The organism is Nocardioides ultimimeridianus (assembly GCF_054777895.1).
On the sequence record NZ_BAAHAB010000003.1, the window covers coordinates 1 to 16,788 of the forward strand.

Genomic DNA, 16,788 nt, shown 5'->3' on the forward strand with positions numbered 1-16,788 from the left:
GTCCGCACCCGCGACGACGGGTGCCGCCGCGACCCACGCCGCACCGCCGGCCTCCCGCTCGACGCGGCCCGTGGCCGCACGCTCGGTCGTGGCGACCACGCCGGCCCCCGCGGTGGCACCGACGAGCGCGCCGCCGACCTCCGCCCCGACCTCGGCTCCGACGTCGGCGCCCACCTCGGCGCCCACGTCGGCCGCCACCTCGGCGCCCACGTCCGCTCCGACCTCGGCGCCGACCTCGCCGACGACCGTCCCTGCCACGACCCCGCCGACCACCCCGGCCACGACCTGCGGCACCGACATCGTGTGCACGATCCTGCGCTCGGTGACCCAGGTCCTGCAGTCGGCCGGCGGCGTCCGGCTGATCGCCCAGGTCGACACCAACGGCGGCTCGGCGCGACCGGTCGACGTCACCTTCACCTTCGACCACCCCGCCTCGGTGACGGCCAGCGGCCCGAGCGACTGGACCTGCGCCGACAGCCGGGGTGGCCCGCTGACCACGGCCCGCGTGAGCGGTGTGACCTGCCGCTACCAGTACGCCGGCACCACGCCGCCCGCGCTGACCCTGGACCTGGCCCGGTCCTCCAACCACCAGCCGTTGAGCGGGACCGTGGCGCTGCAGTCCGGCAGCGACACCTCCTCCGACTCCTTCACCGGCTGATCCACCGCGGTGGCGGAGGCTGTTCCCGGGCGTCCTCCCGTGGGCGCGGCTGCCCTCGGGGTGCTGGGGTCGCTGCTGCTCGTGATCGGCAGCTACGCCTACAACCGGCTGCCCGAGGAGACCTGGAACGCGCGCTGGTCGGTGCTGACCTGGTGGCGCGGCCTCGCCGATGCCCGCGCGCTCGGGATGAGCATCGCGGCTGCCGGCCTGGTGCTGCTGACGCTGGCCTGGCTGGCGTTGGTACGCCGCGTCCGGGGCCGGCCCGATGGCGTCCGCACCGCCGTCGTCACGGCCCTGGTCTGGGCCCTCCCGCTGTTCCTGGCCGGGCCGGTGTTCAGCGGTGACGGCTGGAGCTATGTCGCGACCGGCTACCTGACCGGCCACGGCCACGACCCGTACCACGTCGCCGTGGCGACCCTGCCCGGCCCGCTCCGGTCGGGGGTGAGCCCGGCCTGGCTGACGACGCCGACGCCGTACGGGCCGCTGCCGCTGTTGTGGGGCGCGCTCTTCTCGCGGATCACCTCGGACCCGTGGCTGCTGCTGGCGGCGTACCGGCTGCTCGCCCTGCTCGCCCTCCTGGCCCTGGCCGGGGCCGTGGCGCGACTCGCGCGCCGGCAGGGGATCGACCCGGCCGGGGCGGTGGCGCTCGCGTGCGCCAGTCCGTTCGCGATCGCGCACGGCATCGGGGGCCTGCACAACGACCTGCTGGTGGTCGCGCTCGGGGCGACCGCGCTCGCCGTGGCGGGGGAGCGGCACTGGGCGGTGGCCGCGGCGCTGGTCGGTGCCGCCGCGGCGGTGAAGATCCCGGGGGCGCTGTTCGCCGTCGGCGTGGTGCTGATGTCGCTGCCCGCCGCCGCCTCCCTCGTGGCCCGGCTGGTGCGGTCCGCGCAGGTCGCGGTGGTCGCGGGCGGGGTGCTGCTGCTCTGCGGGGTGCCGGGGGGCCTCGGCATCGGGTGGCTGTCCGCGCTGAGCGTCCCGGACTCGGGGCGGGTCCACCTCTCGCTCGTCGCGATGCTGGCCGCGGCGTTCGGTGCGACCGCTCCGGCGAACCTCGCGACCGGGATCGCCCTGGCGATCGGCACCGTGATCCTGCTGCGCTGGCGCACCGGCCCGGACCCGCGGGTGCTGGTCGGCGGCGCGCTCGCGATGCTGGCGATGACCCTGTTCAGCCCGGTGGTGCACTACTGGTACTTCCTGTGGTGCGTACCCGTCCTATGCGCGCTGCGTCTCCCGCGGGCCTGGGCGGCCGCGGTCGTCGCCGAGGTGGCGGCGCTCGGGCTGACGGCGGTCTGCGATCCCGCCCAGCGCATCGGCTGGGTCAGCGCGCTCGGGGCGATCGGCGTCTTCGGCGCCCCCGTGGCGGCGTACTACGTGACGAAGGCCCGGTTGAGGACCGTAGTTACCGACGAGTAACGTTGGCGTCATGAGCCAGCTGCACAGCCTCTGGAAGGCCACCACCGGCATCCCGGTCATCGGGGAGTCCGTCGGCAAGCGCGTGTTCTCCTTCGCGTTCAGCCAGAAGGCGCCGTACTTCGCGACCATCCACCCCCGCGTCGTCGACCTGCGCCCGAACTACGCCGAGGTGCGCATCCCGAAGCGTCGCGGCGTGCAGAACCACATCGGCACCGTGCACGCGATCGCGCTCTGCAACGGCCTGGAGATGGCGATGGGCGCCCTCGCCGAGACCACCATCCCGGCCTCGAAGCGCTGGATCCCCAAGGGCATGGACGTCTCCTACACCGCCAAGGCGACCTCCGACATCCGCTGCATCGCCGAGACCGACCAGGAGCAGTGGGACACCGCCAACGGCGAGCTGCCGGTCCGGGTCAAGGGCGTGCGCGAGGACGGCACGGTCGTGGTCGAGGGCGTCATCCGGCTCTGGGTGACCGACAAGAAGTAGGGCTCGGCTCAGCCGGTTCCTTCGCTGAAGATGCGCCACGGCTGGTCCGCGCCGCGCCTCATCAACAGGTAGCCCCACGGGTTCCGGCCGTCAGGTATCGACCCGTCGTCGTGAAGCAGACGCCACCGGATGTCGAACTCCACGGCGACGTCGACGACCTCGACCGTCGCGTAGTCGTGTGTCTTCAATGCGACCAGGTAGGCGCTGTCCGCCTGCTTCGGGGTGGCATCGTTCGGGGGATCGCGGAGGTCGGAGGCCCTTTGGGCGTCGGGTTTGCGTCGAACCCTCACGCAAGATCGCGGCCGGTCGGCAAGCCGAACCGCCGGTCGCTTAACACTCGACAGCGACAGCAGTCTCTGTGAAGTACAGATTCAATAGTCGGCTCAGAGAAGGATGGATCACGGCACGAGCGCAAGCTGGTGCGCCGATAGTCGCGCCTTTCTCAACGATCGGAGTGGTGCCGCAGGCCAAGCGATACTCCCAGCGCAGTTAGCGCCACGAACCAGAAGCAGCCGCCCAATCCCATGAGGAGCGAGCCCACGAGGGTGGCTCCATCCCCGTCTGAACTGCCCAGGACGAATCCGGCGACCACGCACACGACGAACCCGATGGCGATGAGGAGGCCAATGGCCAACGTCGCACTACCAGTGCCCGAGTGGCCAAGCGTCGTCGGTTGAGTCACGGCTTGAACTGCGAACATGTCTGGCTGGATGGTCGCCTGGCTCGGTTGCTCGGGCGCCGAGACGTGGTCCGTGCCAAGACGGTGAGCGGCGTTGGTGGCCGCACGTTGAGAGGCGGCCGCCGCGGTAGTGGTCCATCCGCAAGCGCACGTCACCTCTGCTTGCCAATCTCCGCCACCATTGAGCGCGGCCTTGGACGGCCCGACCTTGATGTGATGCATTGGCATGACATGTCCTCTCTTCGGAACGACGGTCCGGTCCGAATCTAAGGTGCCGAGGCCTCGCGGGTGCCCGAATGCGAATGTCGCCAATACGTCGACAGAGCGAGTCAGAAAACATCCTCCGTGGGCAGGTCGTACCTGCGCGGCACGCCCCGAGGAATCTTGATGCGCAACCCCAGCACCGAGCGGCAAGCGATGACGGCGGCCCTGCGCGTGTTGACGTTGTCCAGCGTCCACAGAGCGTCGGTCACGGCCTCCAGCAGGACGGGCATCGGCAGGTCAATCAGTGGCGTGCGGGTCAGCAGTGTGTCGTGGGACAGCAACGTCGACTGTCTGAGGCCACGCTCCAGCGCGATGGAGCGCAGGCGTTCCCTGACGGTCTGAGGTTCTGGATGGAGTCCGGACGGCACCGAGCACGTACCCTTCTATGCTGATGAACCTCCACGATTCCGCGCCTGTTTCGCCTAGGACGTACCAGGTCCGCACCTACGGGTGTCAGATGAACGTCCACGACTCCGAGCGGATCGGGGGGCTGCTGGAGGACGCCGGGTACGTCGCCGCGCCCGACGGCCAGCAGGCCGATGTCGTGGTGTTCAACACCTGCGCGGTGCGCGAGAACGCGGACAACAAGCTCTACGGCAACCTCGGCCACCTGGCGCCCGTCAAGGCGAGCCACGCCGGCATGCAGATCGCCGTCGGCGGCTGCATGGCGCAGAAGGACCGCGACACCGTCGTGAAGCGGGCGCCCTGGGTCGACGTCGTGTTCGGCACCCACAACATCGGCTCGCTGCCGGCGCTGCTGGAGCGCGCGCGGGTGCAGGAGGAGGCGCAGGTCGAGATCCTCGAGTCGCTCGAGGTATTCCCGTCGACGCTGCCGACCAAGCGGGACAGCGCCTATGCGGCGTGGGTGTCGATCTCGGTCGGCTGCAACAACACCTGCACGTTCTGCATCGTCCCGTCGCTGCGCGGCAAGGAGAAGGACCGCCGCCCCGGCGACATCCTCGCCGAGGCGCGCGCGCTGGTCGCCGAGGGCGTCTCGGAGGTGACCCTGCTCGGGCAGAACGTCAACGCGTACGGCGTGGAGTTCGGCGACCGGCAGGCGTTCTCGAAGCTGCTGCGGGCGTGCGGGGAGATCGAGGGCCTCGAGCGGGTCCGCTTCACCTCGCCGCACCCGGCCGAGTTCACCGACGACGTCATCGCGGCGATGGCCGAGACCCCCAACGTCATGCCGTCGCTGCACATGCCGCTGCAGTCGGGGTCGTCGCGGCTGCTGCGGGAGATGCGGCGGTCCTACCGCCAGTCGAAGTTCCTGGGGATCATCGACAAGGTGCGGGCCGCGATCCCGGACGCCGCCATCACCACCGACATCATCGTGGGCTTCCCGGGGGAGACCGAGGAGGACTTCCTCGAGACACTGCACGTGGTGCGCGAGGCCCGCTTCTCGGGCGCCTTCACCTTCCAGTACTCCAAGCGGCCCGGCACCCCTGCCGCGACGCTGCCCGACCAGATCGCCCCCGAGGTGGTGGCCGATCGCTACCGGCGGCTCGTTGAGGTGCAGAACCAGATCTCCTGGGAGGAGAACCAGGCCCAGGAGGGCCGGGTCCTCGAGGTGCTGGTCTCGCAGGGCGAGGGCCGCAAGGACGCCGGCACCGGCCGGATGTCCGGCCGCGCCCCCGACAACCGTCTCGTCCACTTCAACGGCGCCTCGCTGCCGGCCGGGGTCGAGGAGCCGGTCCGTCCCGGCGACATGGTCACCGTCGAGATCACCCGCGGCGCCCCGCACTACCTGGAGGCCGACGGCGCCGTGCTGGCCGTCCGTCGTACCCGCTCCGGCGACGCCTGGGCCGCGCGCGCCGGCCAGGGTCCGAAGGTGGCCGGCGTCGGGCTCGGCATGCCCTCCATCGGCGTACCCGCCCCGCTCCCGGACGCCCCCGCCTGCGGCTGAGTTGCCCGTCGTACCTGACGAATGCGTTGGGTTTCCGCCGAGGAACCAACGCGTTGGTCAGGTACGACGCGGCACTCAGAACCCGAACGACGACAACGCCGGCACGTCCCCGAGCCGCTCCAGCACCCAGCGCTCGTGCGGCACCAGCACCTCCGGCAGGGCCGTGAGGGGCCACCAGCGCAGATCGGCGCACTTGGCCGGCTCCACGATGCGCGGCTCGCCGGCCCAGGACCGCGCGGAGAAGAAGAAGTCGACCCGCTCGTCGATGTCGTGGCCCCGCGCGGTGCGCTGCATCGCGGTGACGAACCGGAGGTCGACGTCGGTGACCCCCAGCTCCTCCGAGGCCTCCCGCCGGGCGGCGGCCTCCGCGGTCTCGCCGCGCTCGATGTGGCCCGCCGCGGCGGCGGCCCAGTGGCCGTCCATGAAGCCGGTGTTCTGCCGCAGCTGCAGCAGCACCTCGTCGCCGGACGCCCCGGAGCGCACGAAGAAGACGTACGCCGCCGGCACGATCGCAAAACGGGACACCCCGGAGACGGGGTCGATCGTGACCATCTCCGGGGCGTCCTGGTGACTCTCGCGGCAGCTCAGAGGTTGCCGAGCGCGTCCTTGGCCTTGTCAGCGGCGCCGTCGATCTGCTCGCCGTACTTGCCGCCGGTCTTGTCGTCGGCCAGGTCGGCGGCCTTGTCGATCGCGCCGTCGAGCTTGCCCTCGCCCGCGGCCTCGCTCAGCTTGTCCTTGGCATCGTCAAGAAATCCCACGAGAAAACCCCCAACTGATTCCTGCCGACCCCCGTTGGGCCGATCCCCCTCACCCTAGCCACACCGCACCGCACCCGACAGGCCACGACCGCTCCTGGGAGGATGTCACCATGGCCGCCCCACGACCCGTCGTCGCCATCGTGGGCCCCACCGCGAGCGGCAAGACGCGGCTCTCGGTCGACCTGGCCCACCGCCTCGGCGCCGAGATCATCAACACCGACGCGATGGCGCTCTACCGCGGCATGGACATCGGTACGGCGAAGCCGACCGAGGCCGAGCGCGACGGCGTACCCCATCACCTGCTGGACACCCTGACCGTCGACCAGCCCGCCAGCGTCGCCGAGTTCCAGGGCTGGGCTCGCGCCCTCATCGCCGATCTCCGGGCCCGCGACACCACGCCGATCCTGGTCGGCGGATCCGCGCTCTACACCCGCGCGATCCTCGACCGCTTCGACTTCCCCGGCACCGACCCGGAGGTCCGCACGCGCCTCGAGCTCGAGCTCGAGCAGGGCGGCCCGGCGCCGCTGTTCGCCCGGCTGCGCACCCTCGACCCGGTCTCCGCCGACCGCATCGAGCCGGAGAACGGCCGCCGCATCGTCCGGGCCCTCGAGGTCATCGAGCTCACCGGCAAGCCGTTCAGCGCCCGCCTCCCCGTCCAGGAGTACGCCGATCCGCACACCGTCCAGATCGGCGTGCACATCGACCGAGAGACCCTCGCCCGGCGCATCGACGCCCGCGTCCAGAAGATGTTCGACGACGGCCTGGTCGCCGAGGTCGAGCGCCTCCTCAGCCAAGGGCTCGCCGAGGGCAGAACCGCGAGCATGGCCATCGGCTACCGCCAGGTCATCGCCCACCTGAACGGCGAGCTCACCCGGGACGAGGCCCAGGAGCGCACGGCCGCGGCCACCCGCAAGTTCGCCCGGCGCCAGCTCGCCTGGTGGCGCAACGACCCCCGCATCACCTGGGTGGAGTACGACGACCCCGACCGGGTCGCGAAGGCCGAAGCGGTCATCGGCCGTACCTGACCGTCGCGAGCGTCCTCAGAAGAGGCCGGCGTCCAGGCCGCCGTCGAGCACCAGTCCGCTGCCGTTGCAGAAGCTGGCCTCGTCGCTGGCGAGGAAGGCGACGGCGTTCGCGACCTCCTGGATCGTTCCGAACCGGCCCTGCTTCTGGGCGATGAGGCCCGCGAAGCCGCCGGACGGGAGACCGAGGGCGGACTCGAACGCCTCGACCTGACCGGTGACGAGAGGCGTCTCGACGAACCCCGGGAGAACGGCGTTCACCCGTACGCCGTGGTCGCGCAGCTCGGTGGCGGCGGTCTTCGCGAGGTTGACGACACCGGCCTTGGCGGCCGCATAGGGGCCGACCAGCGGGGTGCCGGCGGTCGCGGTCACCGAGGCGACGGCCACGATGCTGCCCCCGCCGCTGGCGATGATCGCGGGCGCGGCGTACCGGATCGAGAGGAAGACCCCGTCGAGGTTCACCGAGGTGACCCGGCGCCACTCGGCGAGGTCCATCGTGACGAGCGGTCCGACGCCCGCGACCCCGGCGTTCGGCACCATGATGTGCAGCCCGCCATGGGTGGCGACCGTGGTCGCGACGAGCGCCTCGACCTGGTCCTCGTCACGGACGTCGCAGGCGACGGCCGTGGCGCGGGGCAGGGTGTCAGCGGCGGCCTTGGCGGCCGCCTCGTCGAGGTCGGCGACGACCACGGTGGCGCCGCCCTCGGCGAGGGTGCGGGCGATGGCGAGGCCGATGCCGCCGGCGGCGCCGGTGACGATGGCGATCCGGTCGTCGAAGCGGTGGGTCATGGTGGTGCCTTTCGGTGGAGGAGGGTTCAGCTGTGGGCTTGGCGGCGGTCGCCGAGGCGGCGCATCACGCCGAGCAGAGGGAGGCCGACGGCCGGTGCCGCATCGATGCCGCGGACCAGGGCACCGCGCCAGCGCGGTACGACGCGGAAGACCTGGCGGCTGTCGAGGAGTGCGAGGCCGGCGCGGGCGACGTCGTCGGGCGCGAGCGGCCGGGGACCGGAGAACAGCATGGCCGCCCCGGGGTCCTTCGCCCGCTCCCTCACCATCTGCGTCCCGACCACGTCCGGACACAGTGCCCGGACCCGGATCGGGAGGCCCGCATGGCGGAGATCGCCCTGCAGCGAGGTCGTGTAGGAGAGCACGCAGGCCTTGGTGGCGGCGTACAGGGCGAGACCGGGGACCGGCGTGAGGGCGGAGATCGACGCGATGTTGAGGATGCCGCCTCCGACCGGTCCCATCACGGTGACCGCTGCGGCGCATCCGGCCATCACGCCCCGGACGTTGACCTGCAGGATCGTGTCGACATGGTCGTCGGTGTGCTCCCACGGGTTGCCGGCGAACAGGATGCCCGCGTTGTTGACCCATGTCGACACGACGCCGAGCTTCTCGGCCTCGGCGGCGACCGCGCGGTGGGAGGAGGCGTCGCGCACGTCCTGCACGAGTCCGATCGCGCCGCGGCCGACCTCCGCCGCGGCGGCCGTCACGACCTGCTCGTCGAGATCGGTCAGCACGACACGGTGGCCGGCCGCCGCGAGCCGGTGGGCGAGGGCGAGGCCGATGCCGCGACCGGCACCGGTGACGACTGCCGTTGTCTGGGTCATGACCTCAACGTAGGTGGATCCGGTCGTGACCTCTTGTGGCGCGGATCCGAACTCCGGCGCGGAGGTTGGCCCCCGGATCAGAGGCGCTTGAGCGCCGTCTCCGCGGCGTGGAACCCGCCCATCCCGTGCACCCCCGCACCCGGAGGAGTGGCGGCCGAGCAGAGGTAGATCCCCGGCACCCCGAGCGCATACGGGTTGATCGCGGGCCGCGGCCGGAACGCGATCTGCATCGCGTTGTTCGCCCCGGCGCCGATGTCGCCGCCCACGTAGTTGGCGTTGTAGGCCTCCATCGCGGCCGGGCCACGCACCGCTGTCGCGACGATCCGGTCGCGGAACCCTGGTGCGAAGCGCTCGATCTGGGCGACGATCGCGCCCGTCGCGTCCCCGGTGTAGCCGTGCGGCACGTGGGCGTAGGCGTAGATCGGGTTGACCCCGTCGCGCGAGCGGGACGGGTCCGCGACGTACTGCTGCCCGAACAGCACGAACGGCCGCTCCGGCATCTCCCCGCGCGACGTGGCGGCCTCCACGGCCACCATCTCCTTGGCCGTCCCGCCCAGGTGCAGCGTCCCGGCGCGACGGCAGTCGGGGTTGGTCCACGGCACGTCGCCCTCGATGGCGAAGTCGACCTTGTACGCCGCCGGCCCGTACCGGTAGCGCCCGAGCGCCCGGCGTACACCTGCCGGAAGCCGCGACCCCACGATCGACAGCACCCCGGCGGGAGCGGTGTCGAGCATGACGATGTCGGCCCCGTCCAGCTCGTCGAGCGACGCCACGCGGACCCCCGTCGACACCTTCCCGCCGTACGTCGCCAGCTCGGCCAGCAACGCGCGGGTGATGGCCTCGCTGCCGCCCTCGGCGACGGGCCACCCGACCGCGTGCGCTGCGGCGGTGAGCATCAGCCCGACCGACGACGACAGCGGCCCGGTGAGCGACCCGAACTTGTGCGCGCACACGCCGGTGAACAGCGCGGCCGCCGGGTCGTCCTTGAACCCCCGCGCCAGCACCGGCGCCGGCAGCAGCGCCTTCACCCCGAACCTACCGAGGGTGACGGGGTGCCGCGGGACGTGCAGCACCGGCTGGAACACCTCCTCGATCAGCTCGGGGAAGTTGCGCACCGCCGGCCCGAACAGCCGCAGCCAGCGCTTCTCGTCGACCCCGAGCGATCGCGCGGAATCCACCAGCGATCGGGTCGCGAGGCCGGCCCGCCCGTCGTCGAGCGGGTGTGCGAGGTCGACCTCCGGCCACAGCCAGCGCAGGCCGTGCCGCTCGAGCCCGAGCGAGGCGAAGAAGGGCGACGCGACGCCGGTGGGGTGGAAGGCGGCACAGTCGTCGTGGAGCAGCCCGGGCAGCGTGGCCTCGGTGGTCCGGGTCCCGCCTCCGGCCCGTTCCGCGGCCTCCAGGACGGTGACCGAGACGCCGGCCTGGGCGAGGCGGATGGCCGCGGCGAGCCCGTTCGGTCCGCTTCCGACGACGACGGCAGTGGTCACGACACAGCATCCTTCCGGTGCTCACCCGATGCCGTCCACAGCACCTGCAGGGGGATCGGGCCGTTCGGCAGCCACGGCTGCTCCTTGACGCAGTCGCGCACGTCCCAGGTGCCGCGCTCGACGACACCGAGCGCGGCGTCGATGATCCGGTAGTGCTGGGGCCGCGAGGTGCGCCACGGGGTGGCCTGCGACTCGCAGTAGGCCACGACGAGGTCCCCGGGCTCGAGCCCGAGCCGGCGCTGGATGGCCGCCACGAGGCGCTCGTCGTGCAGGTGCCCGTCGCCGAAGTTCCACCCGACCACGGTGTTGCAGACGAACTCGCCCTCACGCAGCGAGCGGGTCTCGATGTCGTCGAGCCGGGCCAGCAGCACCGACAGCAGGCCGCGGCCCTGGCTGTGCATCGAGCGCCACGCAACCGCCTTCTGCACGGTCAGCTCGGCGTCGGCGGCCGGGTAGGGCATCGGCACCATCCGCTGCAGCTGGTCGATCTGGTTCTCGACCAGCGGCAGCTCGTTGAGCCGCTCCTCGATCCCCGGCTTCATCGCCCACACGGCCGAGGCCCAGTTCCCGGCGTACTGCCGCATCGAGGGGAGGAAGGACACCAGGTCGGGGCGCAGATTGCCCAGGACCGGGCCGAACAGCAGCAGCGCGAACACCGGCACCAGCAGCAGCGGGTGCGAGAAGTTCCAGATGTTGTACGTCGATGCGTCGAACCCCGCACCGAAGCCGCCCCACAGCACGATCGCGATGTAGCCGAAGTAGACGTTCCACTCCAGCGGCACGGCGAGCGGGAAGGTCGAGGTGATGAAGATGTGGAAGATCAGCAGGGCGACCGCGCCGAGCGCGGCGATCGTGTTGCTGGTCGTGAACAGCAGCACCAGCGGGATGATCACCTCGACGGTCGTGCCGCCCACGTGCGCCATGAACCACGCCAGGCGGCTGGGCCGCAGGTCGTCGGGGGCGCTGCGATAGTGGAGCCTCTTCAGGAAGGTCGGCTGGCCGGGGGCGTTCGAGACCATCGGCGGCACGACGTTGACGAAGTGCTCGCCGAGCTTGGAGACACCGGCCCCGACCCAGACCACGACGATGATGATCTTGAAGACGACGACCAGGTCGACGAACGCCGCACCGGTCGCCGAGTCGCGCAGCGCCAGGGCGCCGAAGGTCGCGGAGAACAGCATGATCGGCAGGTACTGCTCGGAGCGGCCGGCGAGGAAGATCACCTTGTCCCGCAGGCCCATCAGGGGCATGGTCACCAGGATCGGGAGGAAGGCGTACGGCGGCACCAGCTCCTGCGGCGCCACGCCGCCGAGCAGCGGGGCCGTCACCGGCGAGGCGTGGATCACCAGCGGGTAGACCAGACTGGCGAGCACCGCGAGGTAGAGCACCACGTCGAAGACGGTCCGCTCGTCGCCGCCGGTGCCCGGCACGTGCCGTCCCCACGGCGCCATCCGGATCGTGCCGGGGCGGATCCAGTAGCGGATGTTGCCGAGCATCGGCACGAAGTGGCCGCACAGCGGGCCGAACGCACCACCCAGCCCGATCACCTCCAGCAGCATCAGCCAGACCGCGAGCTTCTGATAGACGACCACGTGGTCGAACCAGGTGCTCGGGTGGCCGAACGAGACCCCGGCGGTGGTCATCGAGGTGATCCACAGCCCGACCGCGAAGTACAGGCCGAGCATCTTCAGGATGTACACCACGTGCAGCATCCGCGGGGTGTTGAAGCCCTGCGTGACCCAGCTGGTGGTCATCACCCGGATCCGCTCCTGCACCGGCAGGGCGAGGAGGTCGGCGGCCGCCATCGGCTCGGGGGCCGGCTTGATGAATCCCATGTCACTCTCCTGCCAGACGCCCACGCAGCGCGGGCTTGTCGATCTTGCCGACGGGGTTCTTGGGCAGAGCCTCCAGCACGTGGATCGCCACCGGAACCTTGATCTTGGTCAATTCCTTGCGGCACCGGTCCGTGAGCGCCTCCACGTCGACCGCTCCGCCGGGGACCGATGACACGAACGCGACCACCACCTCGCCGTACAGCGGGTCCGGGCCGCCGACGACGGCGGCCTCGAGGACCGCCGGGTCGTCGTACAGGACGTTCTCGATCTCCTTTGGGTAGATGTTCTCCCCGCCCCGGATGATCATGTCCTTGATCCGGTCCACGATCCGCAGGTAGCCGTCCTCGTCGAGGACGCCGACGTCGCCGGTGTGCAGCCAGCCGTCGCCCAGCGCCTCCGCGGTCGCCTCGGGGCGGTTCAGGTAGCCGCGCATCACGTTGCCGCCCCGGATCACGACCTCTCCGCGCTCGCCGGCAGGGACCAGCGTGCCGTCCGGTGCCATCGTGGCCACGGTCTGTCCGGGCAGCGCGATCCCCACGGTGCCGGGCTTGCGCACGCCGTCGACCGGGTTGCAGGTCGAGGCGCAGGTGCCCTCGGACAGCCCGTAGCCCTCGACCAGCGGGAAGCCGAAGCGGCGCTCGACGGCCGCGAACAGCTCCGGCGGGGCCGGGGCGGCGCCGCAGATCGCGAAGCGCACCGAGCTGGTGTCCGCGCTGACCTCGTCGGGCAGCGCCACGAGGTGGCTGTAGATGGTCGGCACCGCGGAGAAGTACGTCGGTCGCAGCTCCGCGATCGAGGACACGAACTCCACCGGGTGGAAGCGCTCCAGCACCGAGAGCTGCGCGCCGACCGACATCGGGGTCAGCCAGCTGACGCAGATCGCGTTGACGTGGAACAGCGGCAGGACCAGCAGGCAGTGGTCCTCGGCGGTCACGGCGATCGCCTCGCCCATGCTGGCGATCATCGCGGCGAGGTTGGCGTGGTCGAGCATCACGCCCTTGGGACGGCCCGTCGAGCCGCTGGTGTAGACGAGCAGCGCGAGGTCGCCGGGGGAGTTCGTGGCCGGCGGCAGCGTGCCGCTCGGGCGGGTGGCCAGGTCATCGACGGCGAGGGTGGTGGCGGAGCCGTGCTGGGCGCCCGCGTCGGTGGTGATCACCACGACGGCCCCCGCGTCGATGATCTGATGGTCGGCCTCATGGACGGTGAAGGTCGGGTTCACCGGGGTCGCGGCGGCGCCCAGTCGCCAGGCGGCCGCGATCGCCACCAGCAGCTCGACCCGGTTCGGCAGCTTGACCGCCACCACCGAGCCGGCGCTCACGCCGCGGGCGGCGAGCTGCTCGGCCACGGCATCGACCCGGTCGCCGAACTCGCGATAGCTGAGCTCGGTGCGCCCGTCGCGGACACAGGGGCGGTCGTCGTACGCCGCCGGCCGGCTCCAGGGGAGGTGGGTGAGGGTCATGGTGGCTCCTGCGGTTCGGGTCGGTGCTCCGACAGTAGGACCGGCCGCGGCCCCAGGTCTTGGATCCTGGATACAAGAGCGGTCCCGCATTTCGTGTCAGGCTGGGGTCACCTGGTCCACCACCTTGGGCCCGTATGCCAACCAGCAGCAGGAGGTCGCGGATGTCGAGCCCGGAGGAGGAGCTGCACGGGATCGCCGTGCTGATCGCGGAGCGGAGCGGACCCCTCACCCGGGCCATGGTCGACGCCTTCGAGCAGCGGATCGCCGAGCTGCCGCGCGACCCCGCCCTGATGAACCTGCTCGAGGGCAGCTCGAGCTCGAACCTGGAGACGCTCGCGCACCTGCTGCGTGGGCACGTGCCGATCTCCGAGATCACCGCGCCGTCCGCCGCCGTCGAGTACGCCCGGCGCCTCGCCCAGCGCGGTACGCCGGCGAGCGCGCTCCTGCGCGCCTACCGGCTCGGCCAGCAGATGGTGCTCGCGTGGGCCGGTGAGGAGATCTCGCAGCGCGTGACCGACCCCGACCTGGCCTACCGCACCGTGCAGGTGCTCACCGGCATCTCCTTCGACTACATCGACGCCGTGTCCGAGGGCGTGGTCGCGGCCTACCAGGAGGAGCGGGAGCGATGGCTCGCCAACCGGTCCGCCGTGCAGCGCGAGACGGTCGAGGCGGTGCTGGCCGGGGAGCGGGTCGACCTGGCCGTCGCCGAGGCCGGCCTGGGCTACCGGCTGCGCCAGCACCACCTGGGGCTGGTCCTGTGGACCGATCGCGCGACCGGGGACGCCGGCCTGGCCGATGCCGAGCAGCTCGCCACCGGGCTCGCGCGGCACCTGGTGGGCGCGGGTCAGCCGCTGTTCGTCCCGCGCGACCGGGAGACCGCGTGGGCCTGGATCCCGCTCGGCCGCTCGGCGAAGGTCGACCCGGCCGCCGTCGATGCCGCCGTGGCCGAGTGCGCGGCGCCGGTGCATCTCGCCCTCGGCGTACCTGCCGCGGGGGAGGAGGGCTTCCGCTCCACCCACGAGGGCGCCCTGGCCGCGCAGACCGTCGCCCAGCTCGGCGGCCACCGCGCCACCCCGCACTCCTACGCCGACCCGACCGTCCGCGCGGCCGCGCTGCTCGCCCGCGACCTGCCCGCCACGCGGCGCATGGTCCAGGCCGCGCTAGGCGAGCTGGCCGAGGACTCCGAGCCCGCCGAGCGGGCCCGCGAGACGCTGCTGGCCTTCCTGGAGGAGCGGGAGAGCTACCTGACCACGGCCGCGCGGCTGCACCTGCACAAGAACACCGTGCGCTACCGCGTCGAGAAGGCGCTGGAGGCCCGCGGCCGGCCGCTGTCGGAGGACCGGCTGGACCTGGAGCTCGGGCTGATCGCGTGCAAATGGCTGGGGGCGGCGGTCCTGCCTATCCTGGGGACGTGAGCTATCCCTTCCTCAAGGGCCACGGCACGCACAACGACTTCGTGCTGCTGCCGGACCCCGACGGCACCGTCCACGGCGACCTCGCCGCGGAGCGGGTCCGCGCGCTGTGCGACCGCCGCGGCGGGATCGGCGGGGACGGGGTGCTCCGGGTGATCCGATCGGAGGACCCGGCCGCCGAGTGGTTCATGGACTACCGCAACGCCGACGGCTCGATCGCGGAGATGTGCGGCAACGGCGTACGCGTCTTCGGGCGCTACCTCGTCGAGGCGGGCCTGGCCGACGGCTCCCGCCCGCTGCCCGTCGCCACCCGTGACGGCATCAAGGTGCTCACCTTCGCCGGCGACCAGATCACCGTCGACATGGGAGCGCCCAAGGTCCTCGAGGAGACCGCGATCGCGGTGGCCGGGCGGAGCCGGCCGGCGCTGCACGTCGACATGGGAAACCCGCACGCCGTCACGTTCGTCGACGCGCTCAAGGAAGCCGGCGACCTGCTCACCGAGCCCGAGTACGACGCCGCGGTCTACCCGCACGGCGTCAACATCGAGTTCGTCGTACGCCGAGGCCCCGGCCACGTCGCGATGCGCGTCCACGAGCGCGGCTCGGGGGAGACCCGGTCCTGCGGCACCGGCGCCTGCGCGGTGATGGTCGCGGCCGCGCTGCGGGACGAGCCGGGCGGCCGCCGCGACACCCCCTACCGCGTCGACCTCCCCGGCGGCACCCTCACCATCACCTGGACCGCCGACGACCGGATCGAGATGACCGGCCCGGCCGTCCTCGTCGCGCGAGGGACCACCGAGCTCTGAGCTAGGGAGCCGGGGTCGGGGCGGGAGCCCGCCGCCGGCGCCGCAGCGCGAGCCAGGCCGGGAGCCCCAGCACCAGCAGCGGTACGCCGAACGGCAGCACCGCGCCGATGCCTGCCGCGACCGCGGTCGAGGAGACCACGAGGGCGTGCCAGCCGCGGTGCAGCCCGCCGACGAATCCCGTGCGGTGCTTGGCCGGCGCGGTGGTGGTCGCCGCCGGCGTACGCGTCCGGTCCACGCTCACCGTGATGGTCGACATCGTGGTCTGGTCCTTGAGGTAGGCCTGCTTCTGCTCCAGCGCGTCGAGCGAGGCCTGGCGCCGGGTCAGCTGGCTCTCCAAGGCGATCACCTGCCCGAGGGTGGTCGCCCGGCTCATCAGCTGCTCGATGCGCTGCAGGCTGGCCCTCTGGGCCCGGACCCGCACGCCCACGTCGATGACCTGCGTCGTGACGTCCTGCGCCGAGCTGCTCGCGGAGGTCAGCGTGCCGAGCTGCTTGATGGCGTCGAAGGCGGCCATGAACCGGCCGCTCGGCACCCGGACGGTCAGCGTCTCCTGGCTGACCTTGCCCGATGCCGCCTCGGTCTGCTCGTCGTCGATGCGCCCGCCGTACCTCGTCGCGGCGCTGCGTACGCCGGACGCGGCCCCCGCCACGTCGCTGCTGCGCAGCGCCACCTGGCCGGTGTAGATGAGCTCCCTCCTGCCCAGCTCGGGCTCGGGTGCCTTGGCCCCGACCCGGCTCACGGACGCGTCGAGCGAGTCCGTCAGCGCGGCGTTGTATCCCACTCCGTCCGCCGCTCCGCGCACCTGCTGCTGCGGTACCGGAGCGGCGACCGCGCCATGGCCGGCCCCGCCCGTGTCCGACGCCTGGGTCGCGTGGGCCCCGCACGCGCCCAGCGCCAGCAGTCCCACGGCAGCCGCCGCTCCCTTGGTGATCCTCGACCTGTTCATGGGGGAGGGACGCACCAGGGGAGCAACAGGTTCCCCTAGAGTCCGCTGC

19 protein-coding genes are annotated in these 16,788 nt (G+C 72.0%); 7 read left to right on the forward strand and 12 right to left on the reverse strand.

Annotated elements, in window-relative coordinates:
- Positions 1-300: hypothetical protein (locus ACYU8V_RS01125; RefSeq protein WP_460844592.1), on the reverse strand; the 300-nt coding region annotated here is incomplete at its 3' end.
- Positions 301-322: 22 nt separating this feature from the next.
- Between ACYU8V_RS01125 and ACYU8V_RS01130 the strand changes: the two genes are divergently transcribed.
- Genes ACYU8V_RS01130 through ACYU8V_RS01140 form a run of 3 tightly spaced genes read left to right on the forward strand, consistent with a single transcriptional unit; the run spans position 323 to position 2,558 of the window.
- Positions 323-658, forward strand: coding sequence for a hypothetical protein (locus ACYU8V_RS01130; RefSeq protein WP_460844593.1), 336 nt, complete (start codon positions 323-325; stop codon positions 656-658).
- A gap of 39 nt (positions 659-697) precedes the next feature.
- Positions 698-2,071 carry a polyprenol phosphomannose-dependent alpha 1,6 mannosyltransferase MptB gene (gene mptB, locus ACYU8V_RS01135; protein WP_460844594.1) on the forward strand — a complete coding sequence of 458 codons (1,374 nt, stop codon included), beginning with the start codon at positions 698-700 and terminating at the stop codon, positions 2,069-2,071.
- Positions 2,072-2,081: 10 nt separating this feature from the next.
- Positions 2,082-2,558: a hotdog fold domain-containing protein gene (locus tag ACYU8V_RS01140; protein ID WP_460844595.1), complete on the forward strand. Its 477-nt coding sequence runs from the start codon at positions 2,082-2,084 to the stop codon at positions 2,556-2,558.
- An 8-nt stretch (positions 2,559-2,566) separates the two neighbouring features.
- Here the strand turns inward: ACYU8V_RS01140 and ACYU8V_RS01145 are convergent, their stop codons facing one another.
- The 3 genes from ACYU8V_RS01145 to ACYU8V_RS01155 all read right to left on the reverse strand — a co-directional run bounded on the left by ACYU8V_RS01145 (position 2,567) and on the right by ACYU8V_RS01155 (position 3,869).
- Positions 2,567-2,848, reverse strand: a complete 282-nt coding sequence (locus ACYU8V_RS01145) for a hypothetical protein (protein WP_460844596.1) — start codon at positions 2,846-2,848, stop codon at positions 2,567-2,569.
- A gap of 152 nt (positions 2,849-3,000) precedes the next feature.
- A complete protein-coding gene (locus ACYU8V_RS01150) occupies positions 3,001-3,459 on the reverse strand; it encodes a hypothetical protein (protein ID WP_460844597.1) in 459 nt (152 codons plus the stop codon).
- Positions 3,460-3,566: 107 nt separating this feature from the next.
- Positions 3,567-3,869, reverse strand: a complete 303-nt coding sequence (locus tag ACYU8V_RS01155) for a hypothetical protein (RefSeq protein WP_460844598.1) — start codon at positions 3,867-3,869, stop codon at positions 3,567-3,569.
- Positions 3,870-3,892: 23 nt separating this feature from the next.
- On the opposite strand from ACYU8V_RS01155, the gene miaB reads away from it, so the two are divergent.
- Entirely contained in the window at positions 3,893-5,404 is a 1,512-nt protein-coding gene (miaB, locus tag ACYU8V_RS01160; RefSeq protein WP_460844599.1) for a tRNA (N6-isopentenyl adenosine(37)-C2)-methylthiotransferase MiaB, read from the forward strand.
- 75 nt (positions 5,405-5,479) lie between these two features.
- Here miaB and ACYU8V_RS01165 read toward each other — a convergent pair whose 3' ends face one another.
- Together ACYU8V_RS01165 and ACYU8V_RS01170 are read right to left on the reverse strand one after the other, a co-directional pair.
- Positions 5,480-5,956, reverse strand: coding sequence for an NUDIX domain-containing protein (locus ACYU8V_RS01165; RefSeq protein WP_460844600.1), 477 nt, complete (start codon positions 5,954-5,956; stop codon positions 5,480-5,482).
- A gap of 32 nt (positions 5,957-5,988) precedes the next feature.
- Positions 5,989-6,162 (reverse strand): antitoxin, encoded by a 174-nt coding sequence (locus ACYU8V_RS01170; RefSeq protein WP_460844601.1) that lies wholly within the window; start codon positions 6,160-6,162, stop codon positions 5,989-5,991.
- A 110-nt stretch (positions 6,163-6,272) separates the two neighbouring features.
- Between ACYU8V_RS01170 and miaA the strand changes: the two genes are divergently transcribed.
- Positions 6,273-7,187 (forward strand): tRNA (adenosine(37)-N6)-dimethylallyltransferase MiaA, encoded by a 915-nt coding sequence (gene miaA / locus ACYU8V_RS01175; RefSeq protein WP_460844602.1) that lies wholly within the window; start codon positions 6,273-6,275, stop codon positions 7,185-7,187.
- Between the two features lie 15 nt (positions 7,188-7,202).
- Here miaA and ACYU8V_RS01180 read toward each other — a convergent pair whose 3' ends face one another.
- The 5 genes from ACYU8V_RS01180 to ACYU8V_RS01200 form a co-directional block, all read right to left on the reverse strand.
- Complete coding sequence (locus tag ACYU8V_RS01180) at positions 7,203-7,973, reverse strand: SDR family NAD(P)-dependent oxidoreductase (RefSeq protein ID WP_460844603.1); 771 nt, start codon at positions 7,971-7,973, stop codon at positions 7,203-7,205.
- Between the two features lie 26 nt (positions 7,974-7,999).
- Complete coding sequence (locus tag ACYU8V_RS01185) at positions 8,000-8,794, reverse strand: SDR family NAD(P)-dependent oxidoreductase (RefSeq protein ID WP_460844604.1); 795 nt, start codon at positions 8,792-8,794, stop codon at positions 8,000-8,002.
- Between the two features lie 77 nt (positions 8,795-8,871).
- Positions 8,872-10,281, reverse strand: coding sequence for a phytoene desaturase family protein (locus tag ACYU8V_RS01190; protein WP_460844605.1), 1,410 nt, complete (start codon positions 10,279-10,281; stop codon positions 8,872-8,874).
- On the reverse strand, positions 10,278-12,116 hold the full coding sequence (locus tag ACYU8V_RS01195) for a DUF3556 domain-containing protein (RefSeq protein WP_460844606.1): 1,839 nt from the start codon (positions 12,114-12,116) through the stop codon (positions 10,278-10,280). Before ACYU8V_RS01195 ends, ACYU8V_RS01190 begins: the two co-directional genes overlap by 4 nt.
- A 1-nt stretch (position 12,117) precedes the next feature.
- Positions 12,118-13,575 (reverse strand): class I adenylate-forming enzyme family protein, encoded by a 1,458-nt coding sequence (locus ACYU8V_RS01200; RefSeq protein WP_460844607.1) that lies wholly within the window; start codon positions 13,573-13,575, stop codon positions 12,118-12,120.
- 161 nt (positions 13,576-13,736) lie between these two features.
- Between ACYU8V_RS01200 and ACYU8V_RS01205 the strand changes: the two genes are divergently transcribed.
- Positions 13,737-14,990 carry a PucR family transcriptional regulator gene (locus tag ACYU8V_RS01205; protein ID WP_460844608.1) on the forward strand — a complete coding sequence of 418 codons (1,254 nt, stop codon included), beginning with the start codon at positions 13,737-13,739 and terminating at the stop codon, positions 14,988-14,990.
- Positions 14,987-15,793, forward strand: a complete 807-nt coding sequence (gene dapF, locus ACYU8V_RS01210; RefSeq protein WP_460844609.1) for a diaminopimelate epimerase — start codon at positions 14,987-14,989, stop codon at positions 15,791-15,793. The genes ACYU8V_RS01205 and dapF overlap by 4 nt, the downstream gene beginning before the upstream one ends.
- 1 nt (position 15,794) lies before the next feature.
- On the opposite strand, the gene ACYU8V_RS01215 is transcribed toward dapF, so the two are convergent.
- Positions 15,795-16,739 carry a DUF4349 domain-containing protein gene (locus ACYU8V_RS01215; RefSeq protein WP_460844610.1) on the reverse strand — a complete coding sequence of 315 codons (945 nt, stop codon included), beginning with the start codon at positions 16,737-16,739 and terminating at the stop codon, positions 15,795-15,797.
- Positions 16,740-16,788 lie beyond the last annotated feature (49 nt).